General features: G+C 55.0%; 22 protein-coding genes and 4 tRNA genes. 12 read left to right on the forward strand and 14 right to left on the reverse strand.

Translation table 11 applies throughout. The features are described 5' to 3' along the window. Positions 1-71: 71 nt before the first annotated feature. From gudD to syd, 7 genes are all read right to left on the reverse strand, one after another. On the reverse strand, positions 72-1,409 hold the full coding sequence (gene gudD / locus JZ655_RS16580; protein ID WP_040074238.1) for a glucarate dehydratase: 1,338 nt from the start codon (positions 1,407-1,409) through the stop codon (positions 72-74). 16 nt (positions 1,410-1,425) lie between these two features. Continuing rightward, complete coding sequence (locus tag JZ655_RS16585) at positions 1,426-2,766, reverse strand: enolase C-terminal domain-like protein (protein WP_207292328.1); 1,341 nt, start codon at positions 2,764-2,766, stop codon at positions 1,426-1,428. Further along, the gene (gene gudP, locus JZ655_RS16590; RefSeq protein ID WP_207292329.1) at positions 2,766-4,121 is read right to left on the reverse strand and encodes an MFS transporter; all 1,356 of its coding nucleotides are present in this window, start codon (positions 4,119-4,121) and stop codon (positions 2,766-2,768) included. The genes JZ655_RS16585 and gudP overlap by 1 nt, the downstream gene beginning before the upstream one ends. 361 nt (positions 4,122-4,482) lie before the next feature. Continuing rightward, positions 4,483-4,929 carry a flavodoxin gene (locus JZ655_RS16595; RefSeq protein WP_040074235.1) on the reverse strand — a complete coding sequence of 149 codons (447 nt, stop codon included), beginning with the start codon at positions 4,927-4,929 and terminating at the stop codon, positions 4,483-4,485. A 10-nt stretch (positions 4,930-4,939) separates the two neighbouring features. After that, the gene (truC, locus tag JZ655_RS16600) at positions 4,940-5,728 is read right to left on the reverse strand and encodes a tRNA pseudouridine(65) synthase TruC (RefSeq protein WP_046887068.1); all 789 of its coding nucleotides are present in this window, start codon (positions 5,726-5,728) and stop codon (positions 4,940-4,942) included. Next, positions 5,725-6,051, reverse strand: coding sequence for a YqcC family protein (locus JZ655_RS16605; protein WP_040074233.1), 327 nt, complete (start codon positions 6,049-6,051; stop codon positions 5,725-5,727). Before JZ655_RS16605 ends, truC begins: the two co-directional genes overlap by 4 nt. A gap of 630 nt (positions 6,052-6,681) precedes the next feature. Further along, positions 6,682-7,227: a SecY-interacting protein gene (syd, locus tag JZ655_RS16610; protein WP_207292330.1), complete on the reverse strand. Its 546-nt coding sequence runs from the start codon at positions 7,225-7,227 to the stop codon at positions 6,682-6,684. A 69-nt stretch (positions 7,228-7,296) separates the two neighbouring features. On the opposite strand from syd, the gene queF reads away from it, so the two are divergent. The 5 genes from queF (at position 7,297) to xni (ending at position 13,747) form a co-directional block, all read left to right on the forward strand. Further along, positions 7,297-8,139 carry an NADPH-dependent 7-cyano-7-deazaguanine reductase QueF gene (gene queF / locus JZ655_RS16615; protein ID WP_040074231.1) on the forward strand — a complete coding sequence of 281 codons (843 nt, stop codon included), beginning with the start codon at positions 7,297-7,299 and terminating at the stop codon, positions 8,137-8,139. A 117-nt stretch (positions 8,140-8,256) separates the two neighbouring features. Further along, complete coding sequence (ppnN, locus tag JZ655_RS16620) at positions 8,257-9,621, forward strand: nucleotide 5'-monophosphate nucleosidase PpnN (protein ID WP_046887071.1); 1,365 nt, start codon at positions 8,257-8,259, stop codon at positions 9,619-9,621. A 539-nt stretch (positions 9,622-10,160) separates the two neighbouring features. Next, on the forward strand, positions 10,161-11,450 hold the full coding sequence (locus JZ655_RS16625) for an HAAAP family serine/threonine permease (protein ID WP_046887072.1): 1,290 nt from the start codon (positions 10,161-10,163) through the stop codon (positions 11,448-11,450). A gap of 65 nt (positions 11,451-11,515) precedes the next feature. Then, a complete protein-coding gene (locus JZ655_RS16630; protein ID WP_040074228.1) occupies positions 11,516-12,883 on the forward strand; it encodes an L-serine ammonia-lyase in 1,368 nt (455 codons plus the stop codon). 108 nt (positions 12,884-12,991) lie between these two features. Continuing rightward, on the forward strand, positions 12,992-13,747 hold the full coding sequence (gene xni, locus JZ655_RS16635) for a flap endonuclease Xni (protein WP_207292331.1): 756 nt from the start codon (positions 12,992-12,994) through the stop codon (positions 13,745-13,747). A gap of 92 nt (positions 13,748-13,839) precedes the next feature. Here the strand turns inward: xni and rlmM are convergent, their stop codons facing one another. The 4 genes from rlmM to JZ655_RS16655 form a co-directional block, all read right to left on the reverse strand. Next, on the reverse strand, positions 13,840-14,940 hold the full coding sequence (gene rlmM, locus JZ655_RS16640) for a 23S rRNA (cytidine(2498)-2'-O)-methyltransferase RlmM (protein WP_207292332.1): 1,101 nt from the start codon (positions 14,938-14,940) through the stop codon (positions 13,840-13,842). Continuing rightward, entirely contained in the window at positions 14,933-15,328 is a 396-nt protein-coding gene (locus JZ655_RS16645; protein ID WP_040074224.1) for a DUF423 domain-containing protein, read from the reverse strand. The genes rlmM and JZ655_RS16645 overlap by 8 nt, the downstream gene beginning before the upstream one ends. 41 nt (positions 15,329-15,369) lie before the next feature. Continuing rightward, positions 15,370-16,287: a glycine cleavage system transcriptional regulator GcvA gene (gcvA, locus tag JZ655_RS16650; RefSeq protein ID WP_040074222.1), complete on the reverse strand. Its 918-nt coding sequence runs from the start codon at positions 16,285-16,287 to the stop codon at positions 15,370-15,372. Between the two features lie 348 nt (positions 16,288-16,635). Further along, positions 16,636-16,863, reverse strand: a complete 228-nt coding sequence (locus JZ655_RS16655; RefSeq protein ID WP_040074221.1) for a YgdI/YgdR family lipoprotein — start codon at positions 16,861-16,863, stop codon at positions 16,636-16,638. Between the two features lie 192 nt (positions 16,864-17,055). Between JZ655_RS16655 and csdA the strand changes: the two genes are divergently transcribed. Together csdA and csdE are read left to right on the forward strand one after the other, a co-directional pair. After that, entirely contained in the window at positions 17,056-18,261 is a 1,206-nt protein-coding gene (csdA, locus tag JZ655_RS16660; protein WP_207292333.1) for a cysteine desulfurase CsdA, read from the forward strand. Then, positions 18,261-18,701, forward strand: coding sequence for a cysteine desulfurase sulfur acceptor subunit CsdE (csdE, locus tag JZ655_RS16665; RefSeq protein ID WP_046887076.1), 441 nt, complete (start codon positions 18,261-18,263; stop codon positions 18,699-18,701). The genes csdA and csdE overlap by 1 nt, the downstream gene beginning before the upstream one ends. Here the strand turns inward: csdE and tcdA are convergent. Further along, positions 18,692-19,498, reverse strand: a complete 807-nt coding sequence (gene tcdA / locus JZ655_RS16670) for a tRNA cyclic N6-threonylcarbamoyladenosine(37) synthase TcdA (protein WP_207292334.1) — start codon at positions 19,496-19,498, stop codon at positions 18,692-18,694. The genes csdE and tcdA overlap by 10 nt on opposite strands. Before the next feature lie 87 nt (positions 19,499-19,585). Next, positions 19,586-20,686, reverse strand: a complete 1,101-nt coding sequence (mltA, locus tag JZ655_RS16675; RefSeq protein ID WP_207292335.1) for a murein transglycosylase A — start codon at positions 20,684-20,686, stop codon at positions 19,586-19,588. A 208-nt stretch (positions 20,687-20,894) separates the two neighbouring features. Here mltA and JZ655_RS16680 point away from each other — a divergent pair. The 4 genes from JZ655_RS16680 to JZ655_RS16695 all read left to right on the forward strand — a co-directional run bounded on the left by JZ655_RS16680 (position 20,895) and on the right by JZ655_RS16695 (position 21,306). Next, a tRNA-Met gene (locus tag JZ655_RS16680) sits at positions 20,895-20,971 on the forward strand. 34 nt (positions 20,972-21,005) lie between these two features. Next, a tRNA-Met gene (locus JZ655_RS16685) sits at positions 21,006-21,082 on the forward strand. Positions 21,083-21,117: 35 nt separating this feature from the next. Further along, positions 21,118-21,194 (forward strand) — tRNA-Met (locus JZ655_RS16690). A gap of 35 nt (positions 21,195-21,229) precedes the next feature. Beyond that, a tRNA-Met gene (locus tag JZ655_RS16695) sits at positions 21,230-21,306 on the forward strand. A gap of 88 nt (positions 21,307-21,394) precedes the next feature. On the opposite strand, the gene amiC is transcribed toward JZ655_RS16695, so the two are convergent. Further along, positions 21,395-22,648, reverse strand: coding sequence for an N-acetylmuramoyl-L-alanine amidase AmiC (amiC, locus tag JZ655_RS16700; RefSeq protein ID WP_207292336.1), 1,254 nt, complete (start codon positions 22,646-22,648; stop codon positions 21,395-21,397). A 228-nt stretch (positions 22,649-22,876) separates the two neighbouring features. Here amiC and argA point away from each other — a divergent pair, with 228 nt between their 5' ends. Beyond that, positions 22,877-24,208, forward strand: a complete 1,332-nt coding sequence (gene argA, locus JZ655_RS16705) for an amino-acid N-acetyltransferase (RefSeq protein ID WP_040074213.1) — start codon at positions 22,877-22,879, stop codon at positions 24,206-24,208. Positions 24,209-24,227: the final 19 nt, after the last annotated feature.

Here is a 24,227-nt window from a genome sequence, read left to right on the forward strand (position 1 = left end):
TGTTAACTCTCGTTAGCTTACACCCGAATAATCGGAGGAGATGCCGGCCCCGTCAGGAACCGGCATGCGGCTTAACGCACCATGCAGGGGCGTTTGTTATCAAACGTCCAGTTCGGGATCAGATACTGCATGCCCATCGCGTCATCACGCGCGCCCAGCCCGTGCTTCTGATACAACTCGTGGGCTTTCATTACCTGATCCATATCCAGTTCAACGCCAAGACCCGGCTTCGACGGCACCTGCACCATCCCGCCCTTGATCTCAAACGGCTCTTTGGTCAGACGCTGGTTCCCCTCCTGCCAGATCCAGTGGGTATCGATAGCGGTAATCGTCCCCGGTGCCGCGGCGGCCACGTGGGTAAACATCGCCAGCGAGATATCGAAGTGGTTATTGGAGTGTGAACCCCAGGTCAGGCCGAACTCGTGACACATCTGCGCCACCCGCACGGAACCATGCATCGTCCAGAAGTGCGGATCGGCCAGCGGAATATCGACCGACTGCAGCGAGAGCGTGTGCCCCATTTGACGCCAGTCGGTAGCGATCATATTAGTAGCGGTGGGCAGGCCCGTCGCGCGGCGGAACTCTGCCATCACTTCACGGCCTGAGAAGCCCTGCTCGGCACCGCACGGATCTTCCGCATAGGCCAGTACCCCTTTCAGCTGTTTACCAATGCGGATGGCCTCTTCCAGCGACCAGGCCCCGTTGGGATCCAGCGTCACGCGCGCCTGCGGGAAACGTTTTGCCAGTGCGGTAATAGCCTCAGCCTCTTCTTCACCAGCCAGCACGCCCCCTTTCAGTTTGAAATCGTTAAAGCCATATTTTTCATAGGCTGCCTCTGCCAGACGCACCACCGCATCCGGAGTCATTGCCTCCTCGTGACGGATGCGATACCAGTCGAGTTTCTCATCCGGCTGGCTTTGATACGGCAGCGGGGTCAGTTTGCGATTGCCCACAAAGAACAGGTAGCCCAGCATCTCCACTTCGCTGCGCTGTTGACCGTCGCCCAGCAGCGAGGCAACGTTGACGCCCAGGTGCTGACCGAGCAGATCAAGCAGCGCCGCTTCAATCCCCGTGACCACATGGATGGTCGTACGCAGGTCAAAGGTTTGTAGACCACGCCCGCCCGCATCACGATCGGCAAAGGTGCTACGTACTACGTTAAGGATGTTTTTGTATTCACCCAGCGGTTTGTCCACCACCAACGGAATCGCATCTTCCAGCGTTTTGCGGATCTTCTCACCGCCCGGAATCTCACCCACGCCAGTATGGCCAGCGTTGTCTTTAATGATCACGATGTTACGGGTGAAGAACGGGGCATGTGCGCCGCTCAGGTTCATTAACATGCTGTCATGGCCGGCGACCGGGATAACCTGCATGGAGGTGACGACAGGGGTAGAAAAAGTACTCATATTTCAATCCTTTTAATCAGTGGCGACCAAACGCCGGGCGTTTGCGATCAAATGTCCAGCCGGGGATGAGATACTGCATCGGGCCTGCGTCATTACGCGCCCCACCAGGCAGCTTTTTATACAGCGCATTGGCTTTATGGATCTGATCCCAGTCAAGCTCTACGCCGAGACCCGGCGCATCCGGAACAGCAATCATGCCGTTCTTAATTTCCAGAGGATTTTTGGTCAGGCGCGCATCGCCCTCCTGCCAAATCCAGTGCGTATCGATGGCGGTCGGCTTACCGGGCGCGGCGGCCCCCACGTGGGTAAACATCGCCAGCGAGATATCAAAGTGGTTATTGGAGTGGCAGCCCCAGGTTAAGCCCCAGTCGTCGCACAGTTGCGCAACGCGCACTGCGCCGGAGAGGGTCCAGAAATGGGGATCAGCCAGCGGGATATCGACCGAGTTCAGCATCACCGCATGACCCATTTCACACCAGTTTGTCGCGATCATGTTGGTGGCCACCGGCAGCCCGGTGGCGCGGCGAAATTCCGCCATCACCTCGCGTCCGGAGAAGCCCTGCTCTGCGCCACACGGATCTTCCGCGTAGGTCAGGACATCCCCCAGCCCTTTACACAGCCCGATAGCCTCGTCCAGCAGCCAGGCTCCATTAGGATCCACGGTGATTCGCGCCTCAGGGAAACGCTTTTTCAGCGCCCGAATGCTGTCAATCTCCTGTTCGCCCGGCAGCACGCCGCCCTTCAGTTTGAAATCTTTAAAACCGTAACGATCTTGCGCCGCCTCGGCCAGGCGGACCACGGCCTCGCTGGAGAGCGCCTCCTGATGGCGCAGGTGATACCAGTCATGGCTGCCAGGCGTATGCGCCAGATAAGGCAGATCGGTTTTATTGCGATCCCCGACATAGAACAGATAACCCAGCACCGTGACCGCATCGCGCTGTTTGCCCGGACCAAGCAGTTCGCAGACCGGCACATGCAGCGCTTTCCCCAGCAGATCAAGCAGCGCGGCCTCCAGCGCCGCCACCGCGTTGACCCGTAGTTCAAAGGTCCAGGCACCTTTGCCAAAGGTATCGAAATCTGCGGACTGATTGCCCTTATGTACCTGTTGCACCACTTTATTCAGGCGGGCGACCTCTTGCCCTACCACCAGCGAAGTGGCATCCACCAGCGTCTGATAAATAACTTCGCCGCCCGGCGCTTCACCGACGCCGGTATTCCCGGCGTTATCCGTCAGCACCACGATGTTACGGGTGAAGTAAGCATGGTGCGCACCGCCGATATTCAGCAGCATACTGTCCTGGCCGGCGACAGGGATAACCTGCATGTCCGTCACAATGGGGCTTGCTTGAGTGTTCATCAGGCGCGTTCTCCCACAGGTTTCAGTTCAATACGTTTAATATCTCCCACCAGCACCAGGTAGCTCAGTACGGCGACCAGAGCATGAACGCCCACATAAATCAGCGCGCCGTTAAAGGAGCCCGTGGTTCCCACGATGTAACCAATGGCAATCGGGGTAACGATACCGGAGATATTGCCGAACATGTTGAACAGACCGCCGCTCAGGCCGCTGATCTCTTTCGGCGCGGTATCGGCCATGACGGCCCATCCCAGCGCACCGATGCCCTTGCCGAAGAAGGCCATCGCCATAAAGCCGATAATCATCCACTCGGCGCTTACGTAATTGCAGAAGATCATGGTCATGGAGAGCAGCATGCCCAGTACGATGGGGGTTTTACGCGCAATATTCAGCGAACCGGTACGACGCATCAGCCAGTCGGAAATGACACCGCCCAGTACCCCACCAATAAAGCCGCAGACCGCCGGAACAGAGGCGACAAAGCCCGCTTTCAGAATCGACATGCCGCGCGCCTGCACCAGATAGACCGGGAACCAGGTGATAAAGAAATAGGTCAGGGCGTTGATACAGTATTGACCCAGATAGATGCCAATCATCATGCGCGAGCCGATGAGCTGTTTGATCTGCCCCCATTTCTGGCTGAACGGTACTTTTACTTTCTCGCTTTTCTGATCCATGTTGATCAGCGCGCCGCCTTCAGCAATGTACTCCAGCTCTTTTTTATTCACGCCAGGGTGTTGGTTCGGCTCGTGGATCACTTTCAGCCAGATAAAGCTGATTACGATCCCCAGTCCACCCATGAAGAAGAACACGTGCGACCAGCCCACTTCGTGAGTCAGCCAACCCATGATCGGGGCAAAAATAACCGTGGCAAAGTATTGCGCCGAGTTAAAGATCGCCACCGCCGTTCCCCTCTCCTGCGCCGGGAACCAGGCCGCCACGATTCGACTGTTTCCCGGGAACGATGGCGCTTCTGCCAGCCCGACCAGGAAGCGCAGCGTAAAGAGCGCAACGATAATGCCAAAACCGCTAAAGATATCGACGAACCCCTGCAGCAGGGTAAACATGGACCAGATAAAGATGGACCAGAAATAGACGCGTTTGGAGCCGAAGCGGTCAAGCAACCAGCCGCCGGGGATCTGGCCAATAACATAGGCCCATGAGAAAGCAGAGAAAACATAACCCATACCGACGGGATCGAGCCCGATATCTTTTGCCATCTCTGAACCGGCAATTGACAGGGTGGCGCGGTCGCCATAGTTAAAGGATGTGACGATAAACAACATCACCACTATCCAGTAGCGAGCATTAGTGCGCTTCTCAGCGCTGCTCGCCGCGTGGCTAAATGTACTCATTGTTGCACTCCTGAATCATAGCTTTTATCGCTACGTTCATTCTGAACAGCACAACCTGTAGGGTAATCAGAATGACGTGTTAGTGTTTTGCAGTTTTTGTACTCAAGGTCATATTTGCCTTGTTGGCTGCATATTTTTTAACTGGCGAGAAAAGTATAAGAAAGGGACAACCTCTCCCTCACCGTGCAACACCACAACATTGGCGGATCGCATGCAGGTTGTTTTTGGCATAAGCCCAACCCAATGGAAGGCAGTTCACGGAAACGTGGCTGAAGTGAAAAAGTGGGGGGAAGAAAGAGAAGAATGTGAAACAGGTCGCTTGACGCAATAGAAAGCCCTCCCGGCGCGGGAGGGCCAGCCTTTAGCCGAGAAGTGTGCCCCAGTGTTCAACCCAGGGGTTGGATTCGCTCTCGGGTTCAGGATGCTCGGCGGCGTCAATCATCAGCATGTCGCCCACGCGCTTAGCACTCTGCTCCTGTAACAGGGCATCGAACAGCTTACCGCCACCACAAAAGTTGGCGTAGCTGCTGTCACCGAGCGCGATAATGCCGTAGCGCATCTCAGGCTGGTATCCCAGATCTTTGAGCCCCTGGAACAGCGGAACAATACTGTCCGGCAGATCGCCCTGCCCGGTAGTGGACGTGACGACCAGCGCAAACTGCCCCTGATACTTCTGCCAGTCGGCCAGCTCAGGATCTTCATACACCGTCGCTTTATGGCCCATCTCACCAAGGATGGTCTCGGCCTCTTCGGCGACCAGTAGCGCGTTGCCGTACATCGTGCCGACAAAAATTCCGACCTCAGCCATACATGACTCCCTACGTTGAATGCGTTTGCTGTTCATCCTGAACGTTGGCGGCAGCAAACTCAACCCTTTCATTTTCGGGGAGTTGTCCACGCCAGCCAAACTGTGACAGGGCCTGCATCCATACCTCATCCAGCCCGGCGCGGATAACCAGCGGCTCGCCGGTGAAGGGATGCGTCAAACTCAGCTGGCTGGCATGCAGCATCAGACGATTGCAGCCAAAATGTTCTGCGGCGCTGCGGTTCTGGCGCAGGTCGCCATGCTTGCTGTCGCCAATAATCGGGTGGCGGAGGTGGGCCAGATGACGACGAAGTTGATGTTTGCGCCCGGTTTTGGGCTCCAGCTCCACCAGACTGTATCGGGTAGTGGGGAATTTACTGGTAGCCACAGCCATTTCGGTGGTGGCAAAGCCGCGATAGTGCGTCACCGCAGGCTGTGGGTCTTTGTCTTCGCGCGCGTATTTATCGCCAATTTTATCCAGCTCTTCCACCAGCGGGTAATCGAGGGTCGCCGTCTCCGTTAACCAGCCGCGCACAATAGCGTGGTAACGTTTCTGGATCTGATGCTGTTCGAATTGCTGCGACAACAGGCGCCCGGCCTCGCTGGAAAGCCCCATGAGCAGGACACCAGAGGTAGGGCGATCGAGACGATGGACAGTAAACACATGCTGACCAATCTGGTCGCGCACGGTTTGCATCACCACCACTTTTTCATCGCGATCGAGCCAGCTGCGGTGCACAAGCCAGCCGGAGGGCTTGTTCACCGCCACCAGCCACTCATCCTGATAAAGGATTTCAATCATGCTTTGCCGCCGAACAGGGCGTCGAGCGCCTCGAGTTCCGCCAGCAGCGCATCGCGCGCGGGGTGGGCGGCATCCAGCGCCATTTCGTAATAGGGTGCAACGGCAAAAGCTTGCGGCAGCGGATGACCGCTATCAAGCAGTGCGTGCAGTCGGGGGATCATTACCCACTGCAGCCACTCAAACGGTGCAAGGGTGTCCAGGCAGAATGGCTGCGTACTGGCAAACGCCTCTGGCGCTGGCGCCGCTGTTTGCCAGAGCTGCTGCGCCTGCATTAGGGCTTCGAGTGCGTGCAACTGCGCGCGCACGCTTTCGTGATGGGTCATATCACCTCCACTGAAAATCTGAACGGCGCGCAGCATAGCAAAGACCGCGCAGAAATAAAAAAAGGGAGCACTGTAAAAACAGTGCTCCCGGTTCGTTTCGCAGCAATCCAGCTACTTTTCGTGCTCCCTGCTCATCCGTGACAACTTTTCCTCTGACCCGAAGGCCTGGTCATCCGTTTACCGCTGCATCCTGCATCACACCGTCCTGGTGTGATTGTCCATCCTGAGACGTCCTGGCCTTCCTGACCCACCGGGCATCCTGACCGGCTCTCGTTCTCCTTCCTGGAGGTGTCCCTTACGCGTCCTGCGTGTTCCGCTTTGCTTCGTCCAGAAGCCTTCCTTGTAACGCCTTCCTGACGTGTCCTGCTTTAGTAACGCCATCATCCTGATGTTCGTTGCTGGTGTTGACTTCCTGTCAACGAATATAGAATCCGCCATTCCGCTTCGTCTTACAAGGCATGCTGTAAGCCTGACGAAGGCGGCGCTAAGTGAATAGCAGCGTGTGCTACCATATAAATGGTTGATTATAAGAAGATAAAAAGAATTGTCTGAAAAACTATCTTAAGAAGATTCCAGCGATCTCTCACAAGCTTTGTAAGAGATCTCTTACAAGACGAGTAGTATTCCGGATTACACTACGGGCTGTAGTTGATTGAGGAAATCCGCAAGATTATTAGCGAGAACTTCACGTTGGCGGGTGCCGAGCGTCTCTCTGATTACCTCGCCGGAAAGGTTGCACAGGGAAATTACGTCCAGCTCGCTATCCAGTGTGGCAATAAAAAACGTAGGCGATAGCTTAAGGCGTTTCTGTGTGACCAGATGGCCGATCAGATTTTCCTGCACACGCTGGAAATCGGTTTCGCTCCAGCTTTGCAGCAACATCATCGTGCAATTGCCAAATCTGGCGCCCATATCCCCGGCAAACTGTGAGGTATAGAAAGCAGTAACGGCTGGTTGTACCACAATGTCCATCGCCCGTTCAATGCCCTTTACATTCTGCTCAGCCGTGAAAGGCTGCGGCTGCCAGATGACCGCGCCGCCGCAGGTGCTGATGATGCACGGAGAGGGAACCCCTACGTACTCTTCGCTTTGCGGCCAGGTCCCCTTTTGATCATGCCAGGCATCGCAATAACGTGTGGTAAAGCCCTTCAGGGCAGCTGCGATCTCTTTTTCCACCGATTTCTCTCTTCACTTAAGCCAGGATACACTCAGCTCTATAGTTTACCGTTAAAGCGACAATGAAACATGTCTTACGAAGGAAATCAGGCCCTGACGGGCTTAACATTGGGTAAAACCACCGATTATCGTGATGTCTATGACGCCAGCCTGCTCCAGGGCGTGCCGCGTAGCCTGAACCGCGATCCGCTGGGGCTGAGCGCAGATGCTCTCCCCTTCCATGGCGGTGATATCTGGACGCTGTACGAGCTTTCATGGCTCAATGCGCGCGGCCTGCCGCAAGTAGCGGTGGGCCATGTCGAACTGGACTACACCAGCGTGAATCTGGTGGAATCCAAAAGCTTTAAGCTCTATCTCAATAGCTTTAATCAGACGCGATTCACGAGCTGGGAAGAGGTACAAGAAACCTTGCAGCGCGATTTAAGCGCCTGCGCCCAGGGTAAGGTGACGGTGGCGCTCTATCGCCTGCATGAACTGGAAGGTCAGCCCATCGCTCACCTGCACGGTACCTGTATCGACGAGCAGGCCATCGACATCGACAACTACGAATTTGACACCGCTTATCTGCAAGATGCTGCCAGCGGTGATGTAGTGGAAGAGACCCTGGTGAGCCACCTGCTGAAATCTAACTGTCTGATCACCCATCAGCCGGACTGGGGCTCGGTACAGATTCAGTATCGCGGTGGCAAAATCGATCGTGAAAAACTGCTGCGCTACCTCGTCTCTTTCCGACATCACAACGAATTTCACGAGCAGTGCGTAGAGCGGATTTTTAATGACATTCTGCACTTCTGTCAGCCAGAGTCCCTGAGCGTGTACGCCCGCTATACCCGCCGCGGCGGCCTGGATATCAATCCATGGCGCAGTAATAGCGATTTTGTGCCGGCCACCGGCCGCCTGGTCCGTCAGTAAAGTAAATAATTTCACAATAATGCGCGGTCTGTTCCGCGCTTTAGGTTGTGAAAGGTCATAAGCCAGGGCTATTGTAATCAACAGGGAATGACGATAAACGTCCCATAAGGAGCTCACTTGATTACACATATTAGCCCGCTTGGCTCTATGGATATGTTGTCGCAGCTGGAAGTGGACATGCTTAAAAGCACGGCCAGCAGCGATCTTTATCAACTGTTTCGCAACTGTTCACTTGCCGTTCTGAACTCCGGAAGCCTGACCGATAACAGCAAAGAGCTGCTCTCGCGCTTCGAAAGTTTTGACATTAACGTCCTGCGTCGCGAACGCGGCGTGAAGCTGGAACTGATTAATCCACCGGAAGATGCCTTTGTGGATGGGCGCATTATTCGCTCCCTGCAGGCGAACCTCTTTGCGGTGCTGCGTGACATCCTGTTTGTTAATGGCCAAATCAGCAACGCCGGGCGATTCCAGCATCTGGATCTGGAAAGCTCGACCCACATTACCAACCTGGTCTTTTCTATTTTACGTAACGCCCGTGCCCTGCACGTGGGCGAAGCGCCGAGTATGGTCGTCTGCTGGGGTGGCCACTCCATCAACGAAACCGAATATCTGTATGCCCGTCGGGTGGGAACCCAACTGGGCCTGCGTGAACTGAATATCTGCACCGGCTGCGGCCCGGGCGCTATGGAAGCGCCAATGAAAGGGGCTGCCGTAGGCCATGCCCAGCAGCGCTACAAAGAGGGGCGTTTTATCGGGATGACCGAACCCTCGATCATTGCCGCTGAGCCGCCTAACCCGCTGGTTAACGAACTGATTATCATGCCGGATATCGAAAAACGCCTTGAGGCGTTTGTCCGTATTGCGCACGGTATAATCATCTTCCCGGGCGGGGTAGGTACCGCAGAAGAGCTGCTGTACTTGCTCGGCATTCTGATGCACCCGGCGAACAAGGATCAGGTGCTGCCGCTGATCCTCACCGGCCCGAAAGAGAGCGCAGATTACTTCCGCGTGCTGGATGAATTTATTGTCCATACGCTGGGCGAGGCGGCTCGTCGTCACTATCGCATCATCATCGATGACGCGGCGGAAGTGGCGCGGCAGATGAAAAAAGCGATGCCGCTGGTCAAAGAGAACCGTCGCGAAACCGGCGATGCCTACAGCTTTAACTGGTCTATCCGTATCGCGCCGGATCTGCAGATCCCGTTTGAACCGTCGCATGAAAATATGGCGAACCTGAAACTTTACCCTGATCAGCCCGTTGAAGTTTTGGCTGCGGATCTGCGTCGTGCCTTCTCTGGCATCGTGGCGGGTAACGTGAAAGAGGTCGGGATCCGCGCCATCGAGGCGTACGGTCCTTATAAAATTCATGGCGATCCTGAAATGATGCGCCGTATGGACGACCTGCTGCAGGGCTTCGTTGCTCAGCATCGTATGAAATTACCGGGCTCTGCCTATATCCCCTGCTACGAAATCTGCGCCTAATCTGCTTTTGCCCGGTTAACATGCCGGGCAATTTTCCTCCCCTGCGCTCCTCATCATCTTGTTCATAGTCATCAGGCATATAGACACGCCCTTATCATTCCTCAAACTTATAGTTTTTCGCATTCTGCTGCGCGCGCAAACGTTTACCTGGAATGTGTAACCGGAAAATATCACCACTAATCAAGGTTATTTGCTGGAATATCCTGAAAATCACCATCTTTACAGCGTAAGCCACCTATCTCTCTGGTAACGCTTTCAGCCTGTATGTCGTTAATGGTAGCCTTCGCGCCCGTAAATTCGCTTTGAAGTTTTTTTAGCAGATAAATGGTCTAAAGATATGCATCTCAAAAGTGGATTATTGCAATTGGGATCAAGATCACTGAAGGATTCATAACGAAAATGTATCTTTCCGCCCGCCAATAGTTACGGGCAAAAATTATATAAAAACCGTCACTAAACGAATTTCATATTACCGTTGGGCACTTTTTTATCGGATTCGACTAAAAAACCTGACAATTCGCTTCCTCCAGGAGATACAGATGGAAACTACTCAAACCAGCACCGTTGCTTCGATTGATTCCCGAAGTGGCTGGCGCAAAACGGATACCATGTGGATGCTTGGCCTGTACGGCACAGCAATCGGCGCTGGTGTACTGTTCCTTCCAATCAACGCAGGCGTAGGCGGTCTGATCCCGCTGATCATCATGGCGATCATCGCTTTCCCGATGACCTACTTTGCCCACCGCGGTCTGACCCGTTTCGTCCTGTCCGGTAAAAACCCGGGTGAAGACATTACGGAAGTGGTTGAAGAGCACTTCGGCGTTGGCGCAGGTAAACTGATTACCCTGCTCTACTTCTTCGCGATTTACCCGATTCTGTTGGTATACAGCGTGGCAATCACCAACACGGTTGAAAGCTTCATGACGCACCAGCTGCAGATGACCCCGCCACCGCGCGCCATTCTGTCGCTGATCCTTATCGTGGGCATGATGACTATCGTCCGTTTCGGCGAGCAAATGATCGTGAAAGCGATGAGCGTGCTGGTCTTCCCGTTCGTTGCGGCGCTGATGCTGCTGGCTTGCTACCTGATCCCACAGTGGAACGGTGCAGCGCTGGAAACCCTGTCTCTGAGCAGCGCTTCCGCAACCGGCAACGGCCTGCTGTTGACCCTGTGGCTGGCAATCCCTGTGATGGTCTTCTCCTTCAACCACTCGCCGATCATCTCCTCCTTCGCAGTAGCGAAGCGTGAAGAGTACGGCGATAAAGCAGAGAAGAAATGCTCCAGTATTCTGGCACGTGCGCACATCATGATGGTGCTGACCGTTATGTTCTTCGTCTTCAGCTGCGTACTGAGCCTCTCTCCGGCGGATCTGGCTGCGGCGAAAGAGCAGAACATCTCTATTCTCTCTTACCTGGCGAACCACTTTAACGCACCGCTGATTGCCTGGATGGCGCCAATTATCGCCATTATCGCAATCACTAAATCCTTCCTGGGCCACTACCTGGGCGCACGTGAAGGCTTCAACGGTATGGTGATTAAATCTCTGCGCGGTAAAGGCAAGAGCATTGAAATCAACAAGCTGAACAAAATCACTGCGCTGTTTATGCTGCTGACCACCTGGGCAGTTGCAACCCTGAACCCAAGCATCCTGGGGATGATTGAAACCCTGGGCGGCCCGGTTATCGCGATGATTCTGTTCCTGATGCCGATGTATGCGATTCAGAAAGTGCCTGCGATGCGTAAATACAGCGGCCATATCAGCAACGTATTCGTTGTGATTATGGGCCTGATTGCCATCTCCGCTATCTTCTACTCGCTGTTCGCTTAATTCCTTTCGCGCCGTCCTCGGGCGGCGCACTCTCTCCTCTTCAGACTGAAAGCAACGGACGCATCATGATTAGCGTATTCGATATTTTCAAAATCGGTATTGGTCCCTCCAGCTCTCATACTGTTGGCCCAATGAAAGCCGGTAAACAATTCACGGACGATCTGATTTCACACGGCATTCTCCATGACACCACCCGCGTAGTCGTGGATGTCTATGGCTCCCTCTCCTTAACCGGAAAAGGTCACCATACGGATATCGCCATTATCATGGGGCTGGCGGGTAACCTGCCGGATACCGTCGATATTGATGCGATCCCGAGCTTTATCCAGGACGTGAATACCCACGGTCGTCTGCTGCTGGCGAACGGCGAACATGAGGTTGAGTTCCCGGTTGACCACTGCATGAATTTCCATGCGGATAACCTGTCGCTGCATGAAAATGGCATGCGTATTACCGCGTTAGCTGGCGATAAAGTCCTGCACAGCAAAACCTATTACTCTATCGGCGGCGGTTTTATCGTCGACGAAGAACACTTCGGGCAAAGCAGCAACGACACTGTGGCGGTGCCTTACCCGTACAAATCGGCAGCCGATCTGCAACGCCATTGTCAGGAGAGCGGTCTGTCGCTCTCTGGCCTGATGATGAAAAACGAGCTGGCGCTGCACAGCAAAGAAGAGCTGGAACAGCACTTTGCGAACGTCTGGGAAGTGATGCGTGGTGGGATCGAGCGCGGAATTACGACCGAAGGCGTATTACCGGGTAAGCTGCGCGTTCCACGTCGTGCCGCCGCGCTGCGCCGCATGCTGGTCAGCGCCGATAAGACCACCACAGACCCGATGGCGGTTGTGGACTGGATCAATATGTTTGCGCTGGCCGTGAACGAAGAGAACGCCGCTGGTGGACGTGTGGTAACGGCACCGACCAATGGCGCATGCGGGATCGTGCCGGCAGTACTGGCTTACTACGACAAATTCATCCGCGAAGTGAACGCTAACTCACTGGCACGCTATATGCTGGTGACCAGCGCGATTGGTTCGCTCTATAAGATGAATGCGTCTATCTCCGGCGCCGAAGTGGGCTGTCAGGGTGAGGTTGGCGTGGCCTGCTCGATGGCTGCAGCAGGTCTGGCTGAGTTGCTCGGCGGTAGCCCGGCGCAAGTCTGTATTGCGGCGGAAATCGGTATGGAACACAACCTTGGCCTTACCTGCGACCCGGTTGCCGGACAGGTACAAGTCCCCTGCATTGAGCGTAACGCGATTGCCTCGGTAAAAGCGGTTAACGCTGCGCGTATGGCCCTGCGCCGCACCAGCGAGCCGCGCGTCTGCCTCGATAAGGTCATCGAAACCATGTTCGAGACCGGAAAAGACATGAACGCCAAATACCGCGAAACCTCCCGCGGCGGCCTGGCGATGAAAATCGTTGCCTGCGACTAACCTTTAGCGCCTCGTTTTTGCGAGGCGCTTTCCCGTTTCACCCACCGCGCGTAGTTTCATTCTGCCGACAGTGATACCCTTTATTCACAAGATGGAAGGAGATTATCTGTGGCTGTTCATTTGCTTATTGTCGACGCGCTTAACCTGATTCGCCGTATCCATGCGGTACAGGGTACGCCCTGTAAGGATACCTGCGTCCACGCGCTGGAGCAGTTAATCCGCCACAGCGAGCCCACGCATGTGGTGGCGGTGTTTGACGACGAAGCACGCAATACCGGCTGGCGACATCAGCGTCTGCCCGACTACAAAGCCGGACGCGCTCCTATGCCCGACGACCTGCACAGCGAAATGCCAGCCCTGCGTACGGCATTTGAACAGCATGGCGTTCCCTGCTGGGGGGCCCAGGGCAACGAAGCCGACGATCTCGCTGCTACGCTGGCAGTCAAAGTAGCCAGCGCCGGACACCAGGCCACTATCGTCTCTACCGACAAAGGCTACTGCCAGTTGCTCTCCCCCACCATCCGCATTCGTGATTACTTTCAGAAACGCTGGCTGGATGCCCCCTTTATCGCCAGTGAATTTGGCGTGACCCCTGAGCAACTCCCCGACTACTGGGGGCTGGCAGGCATTAGCAGTTCAAAGGTGCCCGGCGTGGCCGGTATCGGGCCGAAAAGCGCAGCCCAGCTCTTGAACGACTTTCACTCTCTGGAAGGTATCTATGACCGGCTGGATGAGGTGCCTGAAAAGTGGCGTAAGAAACTGGTGGAGCATAAAGAGATGGCGTTTATCTGTCGGGACGTGGCGAGATTACAGACGGATTTACAGCTCGACGGGAATTTACAGCAGTTGCGGTTAACGCGGTAATTCCCTTCAACCTGGCCCTCTCCCGGGGGAGAGGGAATCAGACCGCGCAGACTTTTCCCCCTCGCCCCAGGAGATGAGGGGATTTCAGTGCACTATCGCTCGTCGCGGCGTCCACCGACCGCAGCCCACCAGCGACGAACATGTACCGTCACCTCTTCGCGATCGTGATACAACTGACGCGCCTGGATCACCACGTTAATACCGTTAGCATCCATCTGCTCCTGAATATAAGCCAGGTTCTGCGACACCTCTTCGTAGCGCTTCTTCATTGGCAGCTTGAGGTTGAAAATGGTTTCACGACACCAGCCATTTACCAGCCAGGAAGCCATCAGCGCAGCCACTTTCGCCGGTTTTTCCACCATATCGCATACCATCCAGGTGATGTTATTGCGGGTCGGGCGATAGCGGAAGCCATCCTCACGCAGCCAGGTCACCTGCCCGGTATCCATCAGGCTCTGCGCCATCGGGCCGTTATCAACGGAGGCAACCCACATGTTGCGCTTCACCAGCTGATAGGTCCAGCCACCAGGGCAAGCCCCCAGATCCACCGCGTGCATGCCATTAGCCAGGCGTTCGTCCCACTCATCAGCCGGAATAAAGACATGAAACGCCTCTTCAAGCTTCAGCGTGGAGCGGCTCGGCGCGTCAGACGGGAACTTCAGGCGCGGGATCCCCATATAGAACGGTGAGTTATTGGTGGTGAGCGAATAGCCTGCGTAGCAGCAGCCCGGCGCAATGAAAAAGATATGCACAACAGGACGTTTTGGCGTCTCGTAGTTGGTCAGTACGCCTGCTTCACGCAGAGCTGCACGCAGCGGTACGGTGAATTTGCGGCAGAACTTCATCAACTCTTTGCTTTCGTTGGTATCGGCGACTTCAACGCGCAGATCGCCCCCCTTCTCAACGACACCCTGCAGCATACCGACGATAGGCGTAATACGATCTTCAGGCGGGAGATCTTTGAGCAGCTCGCCTGCCACAAACATCTGGCGGGCAAAAATCAGGGAGCTAAACGGCAGCTCGTGCACCAGTTTTTCTGCGTCATCCGGCTGATAGCACTCGAATACCACATAACCCGAGTCCTCTTTGACGCGGGCAAAACCAAATACCTCGCGCTTAGCGGCTTTATCGGTGATTTCCGCAGCGCACTCTTTCTCAAAGCCCGGGCGACAATATAAAACAACTTTATTCATGAACAACGCCCTTGCGTTTCAGACGGATAGAACCAATCAACATTAAAAACCACCCCACCAGGAAGCAGACGCCGCCGACAGGGGTAACAAACGCCCAGAGGCGTAAATGTGACAGCGCCAGGCAGTAAAGGCTGCCGCTGAACAATACGGTACCGAGCGCGAGGAAAACGCTGCTCCAGTAGAACCAGATGCTAATACGGCGCTGCATGGCAACCGCTAAACCGAATATCGCCAGGGTATGAAACGCCTGATACTCAAGGCCGGTCTGGAGCCAGCCCATCTCGACAGCACCCAACGATTTACTTAATACATGCGCACCGAAGGCGCCCAGCGCAACGAAAATAAAGCCACTTATTGCGGCGAAAATTAGCATGAAACGGCTGGTCATGTTCCTATCCCAAAGTCATGCGTGCAGGCACGCGAAATCATTTATTGCTCATAACGAAAGCGGAATTTCTCTTGCTCACTGGCCGCTTTCGCCAGTATCCATTGCCGGAAGGCGGCTATTTTACCCAGTTCTGCCTGACTGTCATGACAAACCAGATAAAACGCATTTTTACTGACCAGAACATCATTAAATGGACAGACCAGGCGGCCTGCCTCAATTTCGGACTGCGCCATCACGTTGTTCGCCAACGCCACGCCCTGCCCGTGAATAGCAGCCTGTAACACCATCGCGCTGTGGCTGAAGATGGGCCCCTGCTGCACATTGATATGGTTCAGGCCCAACTGGCGGGTATAAGTTTGCCAGTCGCGGCGAGAAGCATCATGCAAAAGGGTATGTTTCGCCAGGTCGGCAGGTGTTTTCAGCGCCTTTTCACCCGTTAATAATAGCGGTGAGCAGACCGGCAGCAGATATTCTGCGTATAATTTTTCGACACGCAAGCCCGGCCAGTTACCGCGACCATAAAAAATCGCCACGTCGACATCATCCGCGAGCTTATCTTCCTGACGGTCTACCGCCTGGATTCGAACGTCGATTCCCGGATAAGCTGAGTTAAAGCTTGTGAGCCTCGGCACCAGCCACTGGATGGCAAAACTGGGCAATAAACTGACCGTCAGGGCCCCTTTTGCACTGCGCGCTTGCAGTTTGCGGGTCGCCTCCGTCAGCTGTGAAAAAATCTCTTTGATATCCTGAAAATAGCTCTGTCCCTCTTCCGTTAATAAGAGAGAACGGTTGCGTCGACGGAACAGCTTAAGCCCCAGAAAGTCCTCAAGAGACTTGATTTGATGACTTACTGCGGCCTGTGTCACAAATAGCTCATCTGCCGCGCGAGTGAAACTCAAATGGCGGGCAGCAGCATCAAAAACACGTAATGCGTTCAGTGGTGGTAATCGCTTTGACATGGCTTTATGGCTTAGATGTTAAAGGCTTTTAACAAACAGGAAACAATAGTTAACCTATTAGTTTTTTTTATCTGAGCCATTATAATTTGTCCGTTGAGGAACTACCAGCAAATACCTATAGTGGCGGCACTTCCTGAGCCGGAACGAAGAGCTTTTTCGGAATGCGTGTTCTGAGGGGCTTTTGGCTTACGGTTGTGATGTTGTGTTGTTGTGTTTGCAATTGGTCTGCGATTCAGACCACGGTAGCAACGCTACCAATTTTTCACTTCCTGTACATTTACCCTGTCTGTCCATAGTGATTAATGTAGCACCGCCTAATTGCGGTGCTTTTTTTTATCTGCTATTCCCTTACTTGTTCAGCTCTACCATCTCTTTTACATCAGAGCGGTTGATCTGCTGCTTATTCCCGTTGGCATCCTTATAGGAAATCATACCGGTATCGTTATCGGTCTGCGGCTTCCCTTCAGACACGATGGAACGACCATCGTTGGTATGCATCACATAGTTGTTACCAGAACAGGCGCTCAGGGCAAAAGTAAACATACAGGCAGAGATGATCGCGGCAGTCTTTTTCATAATTCTTCTCCTTCAGCAATTAATGCTATTCATAGCTCGTTTTATGACAGGCTCAGACACTCACCTAACACTATTCAGCATAACGTGCTTCACGCAGGATGCCAGGATAAACAGACAATTCCGATAGAGATCAACCTCCTTGCTCTGCCGGGAATTTTGCGCGACGATCTAGCGATGACCATGAGGAGTCCCATGAACGCTTTCAGTCCTGCCCACTTTCGCGCCCAGTTTCCGGCGCTGGCTGATGCCGGCGTCTACCTTGATAGCGCCGCTACCGCCCTTAAGCCAACGGCGGTTATCGAAGCCACAAACCAGTTTTACAGCCTGAGCGCGGGCAATGTGCATCGTAGCCAGTTTGCAGAAGCCCAGCGCCTGACCGCGCGCTATGAAGCGGCTCGCGAACAGGTGGCGCGGCTGATCCATGCCGAAAGCGGCAAAAACATTGTCTGGACCCGCGGCACCACCGAAGCGATAAACATGGTGGCCCAAAGCTTTGCTCGCCCGCGTCTGCAGCCGGGTGACGAGATCATTGTCAGTGAAGCTGAGCATCACGCCAATCTTGTCCCGTGGTTGATAGTGGCAGAGCAGACCGGCGCCAAAGTCGTGAAACTGCCGCTGGGCGCCGACCTGTTGCCCGATGTTGCGCGTCTGGAGGCGTTGATTACCCCACAAAGCCGGATCCTCGCTCTCGGGCAGATGTCGAACGTCACGGGGGGCTGCCCCGATCTCGCCCAGGCGATAACCATGGCTCACGCCCATAATATGGTGGTGATGGTGGACGGCGCTCAGGGAGTGGTGCACTTCCCGGCGGATGTACAGGCGCTGGATATTGATTTTTACGCTTTCTCAGGCCACAAGCTGTATGGTCCTACCGGCATCGGCGTCCTTTACGGAAAGGCGGAGTTGCTGGAGCAGATGTCGCCCTGGTTGGGCGGCGGAAAGATGATAACTGAAGTCAGTTTTGACGGATTCAAAACACAGCCGGTGCCTTATCGCCTGGAGGCGGGTACGCCGAACGTCGCGGGGGTGATAGGCCTGAGCGCCGCCCTGGAGTGGCTTGCAGACATTGACGTGGCGCAGGCCGAAAGCTGGAGCCGTGGGCTGGCGACGCTGGCTGTAGAGGCATTGAAAACGCGTCCGGGCTTCCGTTCGTTCCGTGTTCAGGACTCCAGCCTGCTGGCCTTTGATTTTGCAGGCGTTCATCATAGCGATATGGTTACGTTGCTTGCCCAGTCAGGTATCGCCCTGCGTGCCGGGCAGCACTGCGCCCAGCCGCTGCTGACAGCCCTGGGCGTAAGCGGCACCCTGCGCGCGTCCTTTGCCCCTTACAATACCCAAAGCGATGTCGAGGCGCTGGTCGCCGCCGTGGATCGCGCACTTGCACTACTGGTGGATTAATGACAAGCCCTACCCTGGCCGGACACCCGTTCGGCACCGTCATCACAGAAGAGACGTTAAAAGAGACCTTCGCTCCACTTAATCAGTGGGAAGATAAATATCGCCAGCTCATCCTGCTTGGCAAACAGCTGCCAGCGCTTTCCGATGAACTCAAAGCACAGGCCAGAGAGATCCCCGGTTGTGAAAACCGCGTCTGGCTGGGTGTCACCCGGGTAGGTGATAAGCTGCATTTTATGGGCGACAGTGAAGGGCGTATTGTGCGGGGACTGCTGGCCGTGCTGCTCACGGCTGTCGAAGGCAAAAGCGCAGCGCAGCTGCTGGCCCGCGACCCGCTCACGCTGTTCGATGAGCTGGGGTTACGCGCTCAGCTCAGCGCATCCCGTAGCCAGGGGCTGAATGCGCTGAGTGAAGCGGTGCTGGAGGCTGCGCGTCAGGCCTGACGGTTCGCCTTCGCCATCATTTTCTTCAGGGCGTGAGAGACCGCCACAAAGCCAAAGGAGGCAGTCACCATGGTGGCTGCACCAAAGCCGGAGGCACAATCCATCCGTTTTGGCCCTTCTGCCGTGCTCTTCATTGCGCAGACGGTGCCATCGGCCTGCGGATAAACCAGCGCTTCCGTCGAGAAGACGCAGTCCACCCCCAGTTTACCTTTGCTGTTTTTGACCACGTTGAAATCGCTTTTCAGCCGCTCGCGTAATTTTGCCGCCAACGGATCCTGAATGGTTTTTGCCAGATCGCTCACCTGAATCTGGGTCGGATCAATTTGCCCGCCAGCTCCCCCCGTGGTGACCAACGGCACCTTATACCGCCGGCAGTAAGCAATCAGCGCCGCTTTCGGGCGCACACTATCAATAGCATCGATCACATAGCTATAACCGGCACTCATATACTGCGCCACGTTATCCGCCGTCACGAAATCATCGATCACCGTTACCCGGCACTCAGGGTTGATCTGGCGAATACGATCCGCCATGACTTCAGATTTGGCCAGGCCCACGCTGTCGCGCAGGGCATGGATCTGCCGGTTGGTATTGGTGACGCAGACATCATCCATATCAATAAGCGTAATGGCACCGATACCGGTTCGTGCCAGCGCTTCCGCCGCCCAGGAGCCGACGCCGCCAATCCCGACTACGCAAACATGCGCCCCGGCAAAGAGTTGCAGGGCATTTTCACCGTAAAGACGCGCTGTGCCGCCAAAACGCTGGCGCCAGGCGTCGCTGATTACCACAGACATATGACCTCAGATGTAAAAAGGGGTGAGAGTTATCCCTCACCCCGGCCCCCGTCAGAGAGCAGAAAGCATGACGTTAATGTACCACATTTAGCCGCTAAAGACGCTGCCACCCGCGCCCGGCGCCGTTTTCAGCACCCAGACGCGGCCATAGTGGTTATACCAGCCCGCGCGGTGACCCGCATCCGGGCCAATCCCCTGATAGATATCGAAGTGCTGACCCTTAATGGCACCACCTACGTCGAGAGCGACCATCAGGCGCAGTTCGTACTGACCGGAGAACTTACCGTTATTATCCAGCGTCGGTACCTCTGCTAACAGCGTGGTGCCTTGCGGGATCACCGTACGGTCAGAGGCGACGGACGCGCGGCCAATCAGCGGCACCGCGCTTGCCCCTTTCACTGGCGCAAAGTTTTGCGGTTTAAAGAAGACGAAGGAAGGGTTCTGCTCCAGCAGTTCACGGACTTCGCTTTCGCTGTGCTTCTCGCCCCACTCACGGATAGCCTGCATCGACATATCTTCGCGTTTGACTTCACCGCGGTCGATCAGGACTTTGCCAATGCTGCGATAGGCATGGCCGTTTTTACCTGAATAGCTAAAGAAGTTAAGCGGGCTGCCATCACCGAAATCGATATAGCCACTGCCCTGCACATCCATAATGAAGTTATCCATCAGCGAGTTGCTGTAGGCGAGGATATAGTTGTCACTCAGCGCCCCCGCATAGATCTCGGCGCGGGACGGCAGGCGGCCACGCTTCGGTGGCATACGGTAGATAGGATACTGGAACTCACCCTGGCGGGTATGACGCGCTTGCACTACCGGCGTGTAGTAGCCGGTAAACTGGACGTTGCCATAGTTATCGGCCCCTTCCATCTGCCAGGCATCAATACCGTACTGACGCAGCATGCGGGTATCTCCCCCGGCGCGTAACCACTCCTGAATCGCGTTATAAACGGCATTCTGTGAGCCATACAGGCGCGGAGAGGCGGTACGGATCTGGCTTACCTGCTCAGCAAAGTCACCACCGTTAATTGGCGCCCCGACGGCATCGGGCTGGTTCACTAAGGAGAAAGGCTGGGTAAATTTCCCGTCTTTATATTGCTGACCGCGATCGGTCGGTTTGGAGGAGCAGGCCGCAAGAATCGCTACCATTGCGCCCGTCATCAGATACTTCGCCCAACGTCCTTTCATTATATCTCGTCTTTTAGTTGCCCGTTTCTGCGAAATGAAGATAACAAACCGCTACAGTGATTGAAATGCGATTACATGCCCAAGGGCAAATTTCGCGCAAAAAATCGCCTTATTGTATCTAATTCGTTCAATTTACATACTATTAGGGTATTTTTACTTAAAAAGGGTTGCAACAATGAGTCAGCAGAGTATAGTGCGCATCCACGGACGCGGGGTGGAGCAGCCTGGTAGCTCGTCGGGCTCATAACCCGAAGGTCGTCGGTTCAAATCCGGCCCCCGCAACCAATTAAAATTTGATGAAGTACAAGTAGTACGGTGACGCGGGGTGGAGCAGCCTGGTAGCTCGTCGGGCTCATAACCCGAAGGTCGTCGGTTCAAATCCGGCCCCCGCAACCAATCAAAATTTAATAAAAATAGAAGCAGTACGGTGACGCGGGGTGGAGCAGCCCGGTAGCTCGTCGGGCTCATAACCCGAAGGTCGTCGGTTCAAATCCGGCCCCCGCAACCAATCAAAATTTAATAAAAATAGAAGCAGTACGGTGACGCGGGGTGGAGCAGCCTGGTAGCTCGTCGGGCTCATAACCCGAAGGTCGTCGGTTCAAATCCGGCCCCCGCAACCAATACTTCGAAAACATTAAACACCCATCTGGGTGTTTTTTTGTATCTGCGATTTGTGAATCGGCCGGGCGTGAACCCGGCGTGTCTCCACTACCCTCTTCTGGCCAGCGTCGCGCCATCAGAAAAGTAAGCTTTAATCCCGGCCAGAATCGACTCGGCCACTTCCTGCTGGAATTTAGCGGTCTTAAGCTTACGCTCTTCTTGAACGTTACTAATAAAAGCCGTCTCGACCAGAATCGACGGAATATCCGGTGCTTTCAGCACGGCAAAGCCGGCCTGTTCAACGCTGTTCTTATGCAGTTTGTTGATGCCGCCAAGTTTACCCAGCACCGCTTTACCAAATTTAAGGCTGTCGGTGATAGTGAGCGATTGCACCATATCAAACATCGTGTGGTCGACGTAGCGGTCGCCGCTTTTGCTCACGCCGCCAATCAAATCCGAGGCGTTCTGCGTATCGGCGAGATAGCGTGCTGCGGTACTGGTGGCCCCTTTTGTTGAGAGCGCAAAGACGGAGGACCCGCTCGGCTGACGGCTGGTAAAGGCATCCGCATGAATCGAAACAAAGAGATCCGCACGCTGCTTCTGCGCTTTGGCCACGCGCACCTTCAGCGGGATAAAGACATCTTCGTTGCGCGTCATATAGGCGCGCATATTGCCTTCCCGATCGATCAATGCCTTCAGGCGACGGGCGATCTGCAGTACCACATCTTTTTCGCGCGTATGATATTTGCCTACCGCGCCGGAGTCTTCTCCACCATGCCCCGGATCGAGCATGATCACTATCGGGCGATCGCGCCCGGCTTTTCCTGGCTGCGGGCCACTCTGGGCCGGAGGAACCTGCCGGTCAAGATCGCCTTTGTTGTAATCTTCCAGCAGGGCCAGCAGCGGATCCTGAATGTCTGTGGCATTGGCCGGATAAAGATCCATCACCATACGCTCTTTGAAACCCGCGACCGGCGCCAGCGCAAACAGCTGCGGCTTCACGTTTTGTTTCAGTTCAAACACCATGCGCACGGTATGCGGATCAAACTGCCCTACCCGCGCAGACTTGATGTAAGGATCATCGCCGCGGATCTGCGCGCTCATCCCCTTCAGGACGGAGTTAAGATTGACACCTTCAAGATCCACTGCAACGCGCTCAGGGTTGCTCAGGGCAAACTGCTTATATTTCATCACCCGGTTCGATTCTACCGTGACGCGGGTATAGGTTGAGGATGGCCAGACGCGTACAGCCACGACCTGCGTGACAGCAGCAAGCCCAACCTGACTCACACTGAGTAACCACATGGCCCCGGCCCCTTGTAACAGACGGCGGCGGCTTAAAGCTGACTTGGATCCCGACATGCTTCTCCCGAGCAAAGAAATCGTATTTATACACAAAACGTCCAAATTGACCGAAAACTTTAACGAATGACGCATAAACTGTCATCTATTAAAGGGTAAACAATCCTTAGTTAATGCCTTGCTTATATAGCTATTTCTTCGTATCAGCCAAAATTTAGGCTTGCGCTCGCGGCCACGATCGAATAAAAATACATTAATTACGAATAAAAATTCATTGAGGGTTGTGCCGTGGTGAAGGAGCGTAGAATCGAACTGGTCCAGGGATTCCGCCATTCTGTTCCCTATATCAACACCCATCGTGGGAAAACCTTTGTCGTGCTGCTCGGCGGCGAAGCCATTGAACACGAAAACTTTTCCAGTATCGTCAACGACATCGGCCTGCTGCACAGTCTGGGTATTCGCCTGGTTGTGGTTTATGGCGCCCGGCCGCAGATCGACGCCAATCTGGCCTCTCATCACCACGAACCTATCTACCATAAACATACCCGCGTTACCGATGCCAAAACGCTGGAACTGGTTAAGCAGGCGGCGGGCCTGCTGCAGCTGGATATCACCGCACGTCTCTCAATGAGCCTGAACAATACCCCTCTGCAGGGGGCACATATCAACGTGGTGAGCGGCAATTTTATTATCGCCCAGCCACTCGGCGTGGATGACGGGGTGGATTACTGCCATAGCGGCCGTATACGGCGCATCGACGAAGAGGCGATCCATCGTCAGTTGGACGGCGGTGCCATCGTACTGACGGGGCCGGTCGCCGTCTCCGTCACCGGCGAAAGCTTCAACCTCACCTCGGAAGAGATTGCCACGCAGCTGGCTATCAAGCTGAAAGCCGAGAAGATGATTGGTTTCTGCTCATCGCAGGGCGTGACCAACGAGCTGGGGGATATTGTCTCTGAGCTGTTCCCTAACGAAGCGCAGGCCCGCGTAGAGTCTCTCGAAGCCCAGGGCGATTACCACTCTGGCACCGTGCGCTTCTTGCGGGGGGCGGTAAAAGCCTGCCGCAGCGGGGTGCGTCGCAGCCATTTGATTAGCTATCAGGAAGATGGCGCGCTGTTGCAGGAGCTCTTCTCGCGCGACGGCATTGGTACGCAGATCGTCATGGAGAGCGCCGAGCAGATACGCCGCGCCACCATCAACGACATCGGCGGAATTCTGGAGCTGATCCGCCCGCTGGAGCAGCAGGGGATTCTGGTGCGTCGTTCCCGCGAACAGCTGGAGATGGAGATCGACAAGTTCACCATTATTCAGCGCGACAACCTGACTATCGCCTGTGCAGCTCTCTATCCCTTCCCGGAAGAGAAGATCGGTGAGATGGCCTGTGTGGCCGTGCATCCGGATTACCGCAGTTCGTCACGCGGTGAAGTGTTGCTGGAGCGTGTTGCCGCCCAGGCGCGGCAAATTGGGCTGAATAAACTCTTCGTCCTCACTACCCGCAGCATTCACTGGTTCCAGGAGCGTGGCTTCACGCCGGTGGATATTGACTCTCTGCCTGAGAGCAAAAAAGAGATGTATAACTATCAGCGCCGTTCCAAAGTGCTGATGGCCGATCTCACCTGAGCCCTCTCCCGCGGGAGGG

Origin of the sequence: Leclercia pneumoniae (assembly GCF_017348915.1) — a bacterium.
GTDB lineage: Bacteria > Pseudomonadota > Gammaproteobacteria > Enterobacterales > Enterobacteriaceae > Enterobacter > Enterobacter pneumoniae.

What these genes read in the sequence shown, in the direction of transcription:
- csdA (WP_207292333.1), top strand. Translation starts at nt 17,056, where the DNA reads ATGAACGCTTTCAGTCCTGCCCACTTTCGCGCCCAGTTTCCGGCGCTG.
- JZ655_RS16645 (WP_040074224.1), bottom strand. Translation starts at nt 15,328, where the DNA reads ATGACCAGCCGTTTCATGCTAATTTTCGCCGCAATAAGTGGCTTTATT.
- JZ655_RS16625 (WP_046887072.1), top strand. Translation starts at nt 10,161, where the DNA reads ATGGAAACTACTCAAACCAGCACCGTTGCTTCGATTGATTCCCGAAGT.
- JZ655_RS16605 (WP_040074233.1), bottom strand. Translation starts at nt 6,051, where the DNA reads ATGACCCATCACGAAAGCGTGCGCGCGCAGTTGCACGCACTCGAAGCC.
- gcvA (WP_040074222.1), bottom strand. Translation starts at nt 16,287, where the DNA reads ATGTCAAAGCGATTACCACCACTGAACGCATTACGTGTTTTTGATGCT.
- amiC (WP_207292336.1), bottom strand. Translation starts at nt 22,648, where the DNA reads ATGTCGGGATCCAAGTCAGCTTTAAGCCGCCGCCGTCTGTTACAAGGG.
- JZ655_RS16585 (WP_207292328.1), bottom strand. Translation starts at nt 2,766, where the DNA reads ATGAACACTCAAGCAAGCCCCATTGTGACGGACATGCAGGTTATCCCT.
- JZ655_RS16595 (WP_040074235.1), bottom strand. Translation starts at nt 4,929, where the DNA reads ATGGCTGAGGTCGGAATTTTTGTCGGCACGATGTACGGCAACGCGCTA.
- tcdA (WP_207292334.1), bottom strand. Translation starts at nt 19,498, where the DNA reads ATGTCTGTGGTAATCAGCGACGCCTGGCGCCAGCGTTTTGGCGGCACA.
- JZ655_RS16630 (WP_040074228.1), top strand. Translation starts at nt 11,516, where the DNA reads ATGATTAGCGTATTCGATATTTTCAAAATCGGTATTGGTCCCTCCAGC.
- queF (WP_040074231.1), top strand. Translation starts at nt 7,297, where the DNA reads ATGTCTTACGAAGGAAATCAGGCCCTGACGGGCTTAACATTGGGTAAA.
- JZ655_RS16655 (WP_040074221.1), bottom strand. Translation starts at nt 16,863, where the DNA reads ATGAAAAAGACTGCCGCGATCATCTCTGCCTGTATGTTTACTTTTGCC.
- truC (WP_046887068.1), bottom strand. Translation starts at nt 5,728, where the DNA reads ATGATTGAAATCCTTTATCAGGATGAGTGGCTGGTGGCGGTGAACAAG.
- mltA (WP_207292335.1), bottom strand. Translation starts at nt 20,686, where the DNA reads ATGAAAGGACGTTGGGCGAAGTATCTGATGACGGGCGCAATGGTAGCG.
- gudP (WP_207292329.1), bottom strand. Translation starts at nt 4,121, where the DNA reads ATGAGTACATTTAGCCACGCGGCGAGCAGCGCTGAGAAGCGCACTAAT.
- gudD (WP_040074238.1), bottom strand. Translation starts at nt 1,409, where the DNA reads ATGAGTACTTTTTCTACCCCTGTCGTCACCTCCATGCAGGTTATCCCG.
- csdE (WP_046887076.1), top strand. Translation starts at nt 18,261, where the DNA reads ATGACAAGCCCTACCCTGGCCGGACACCCGTTCGGCACCGTCATCACA.
- rlmM (WP_207292332.1), bottom strand. Translation starts at nt 14,940, where the DNA reads ATGAATAAAGTTGTTTTATATTGTCGCCCGGGCTTTGAGAAAGAGTGC.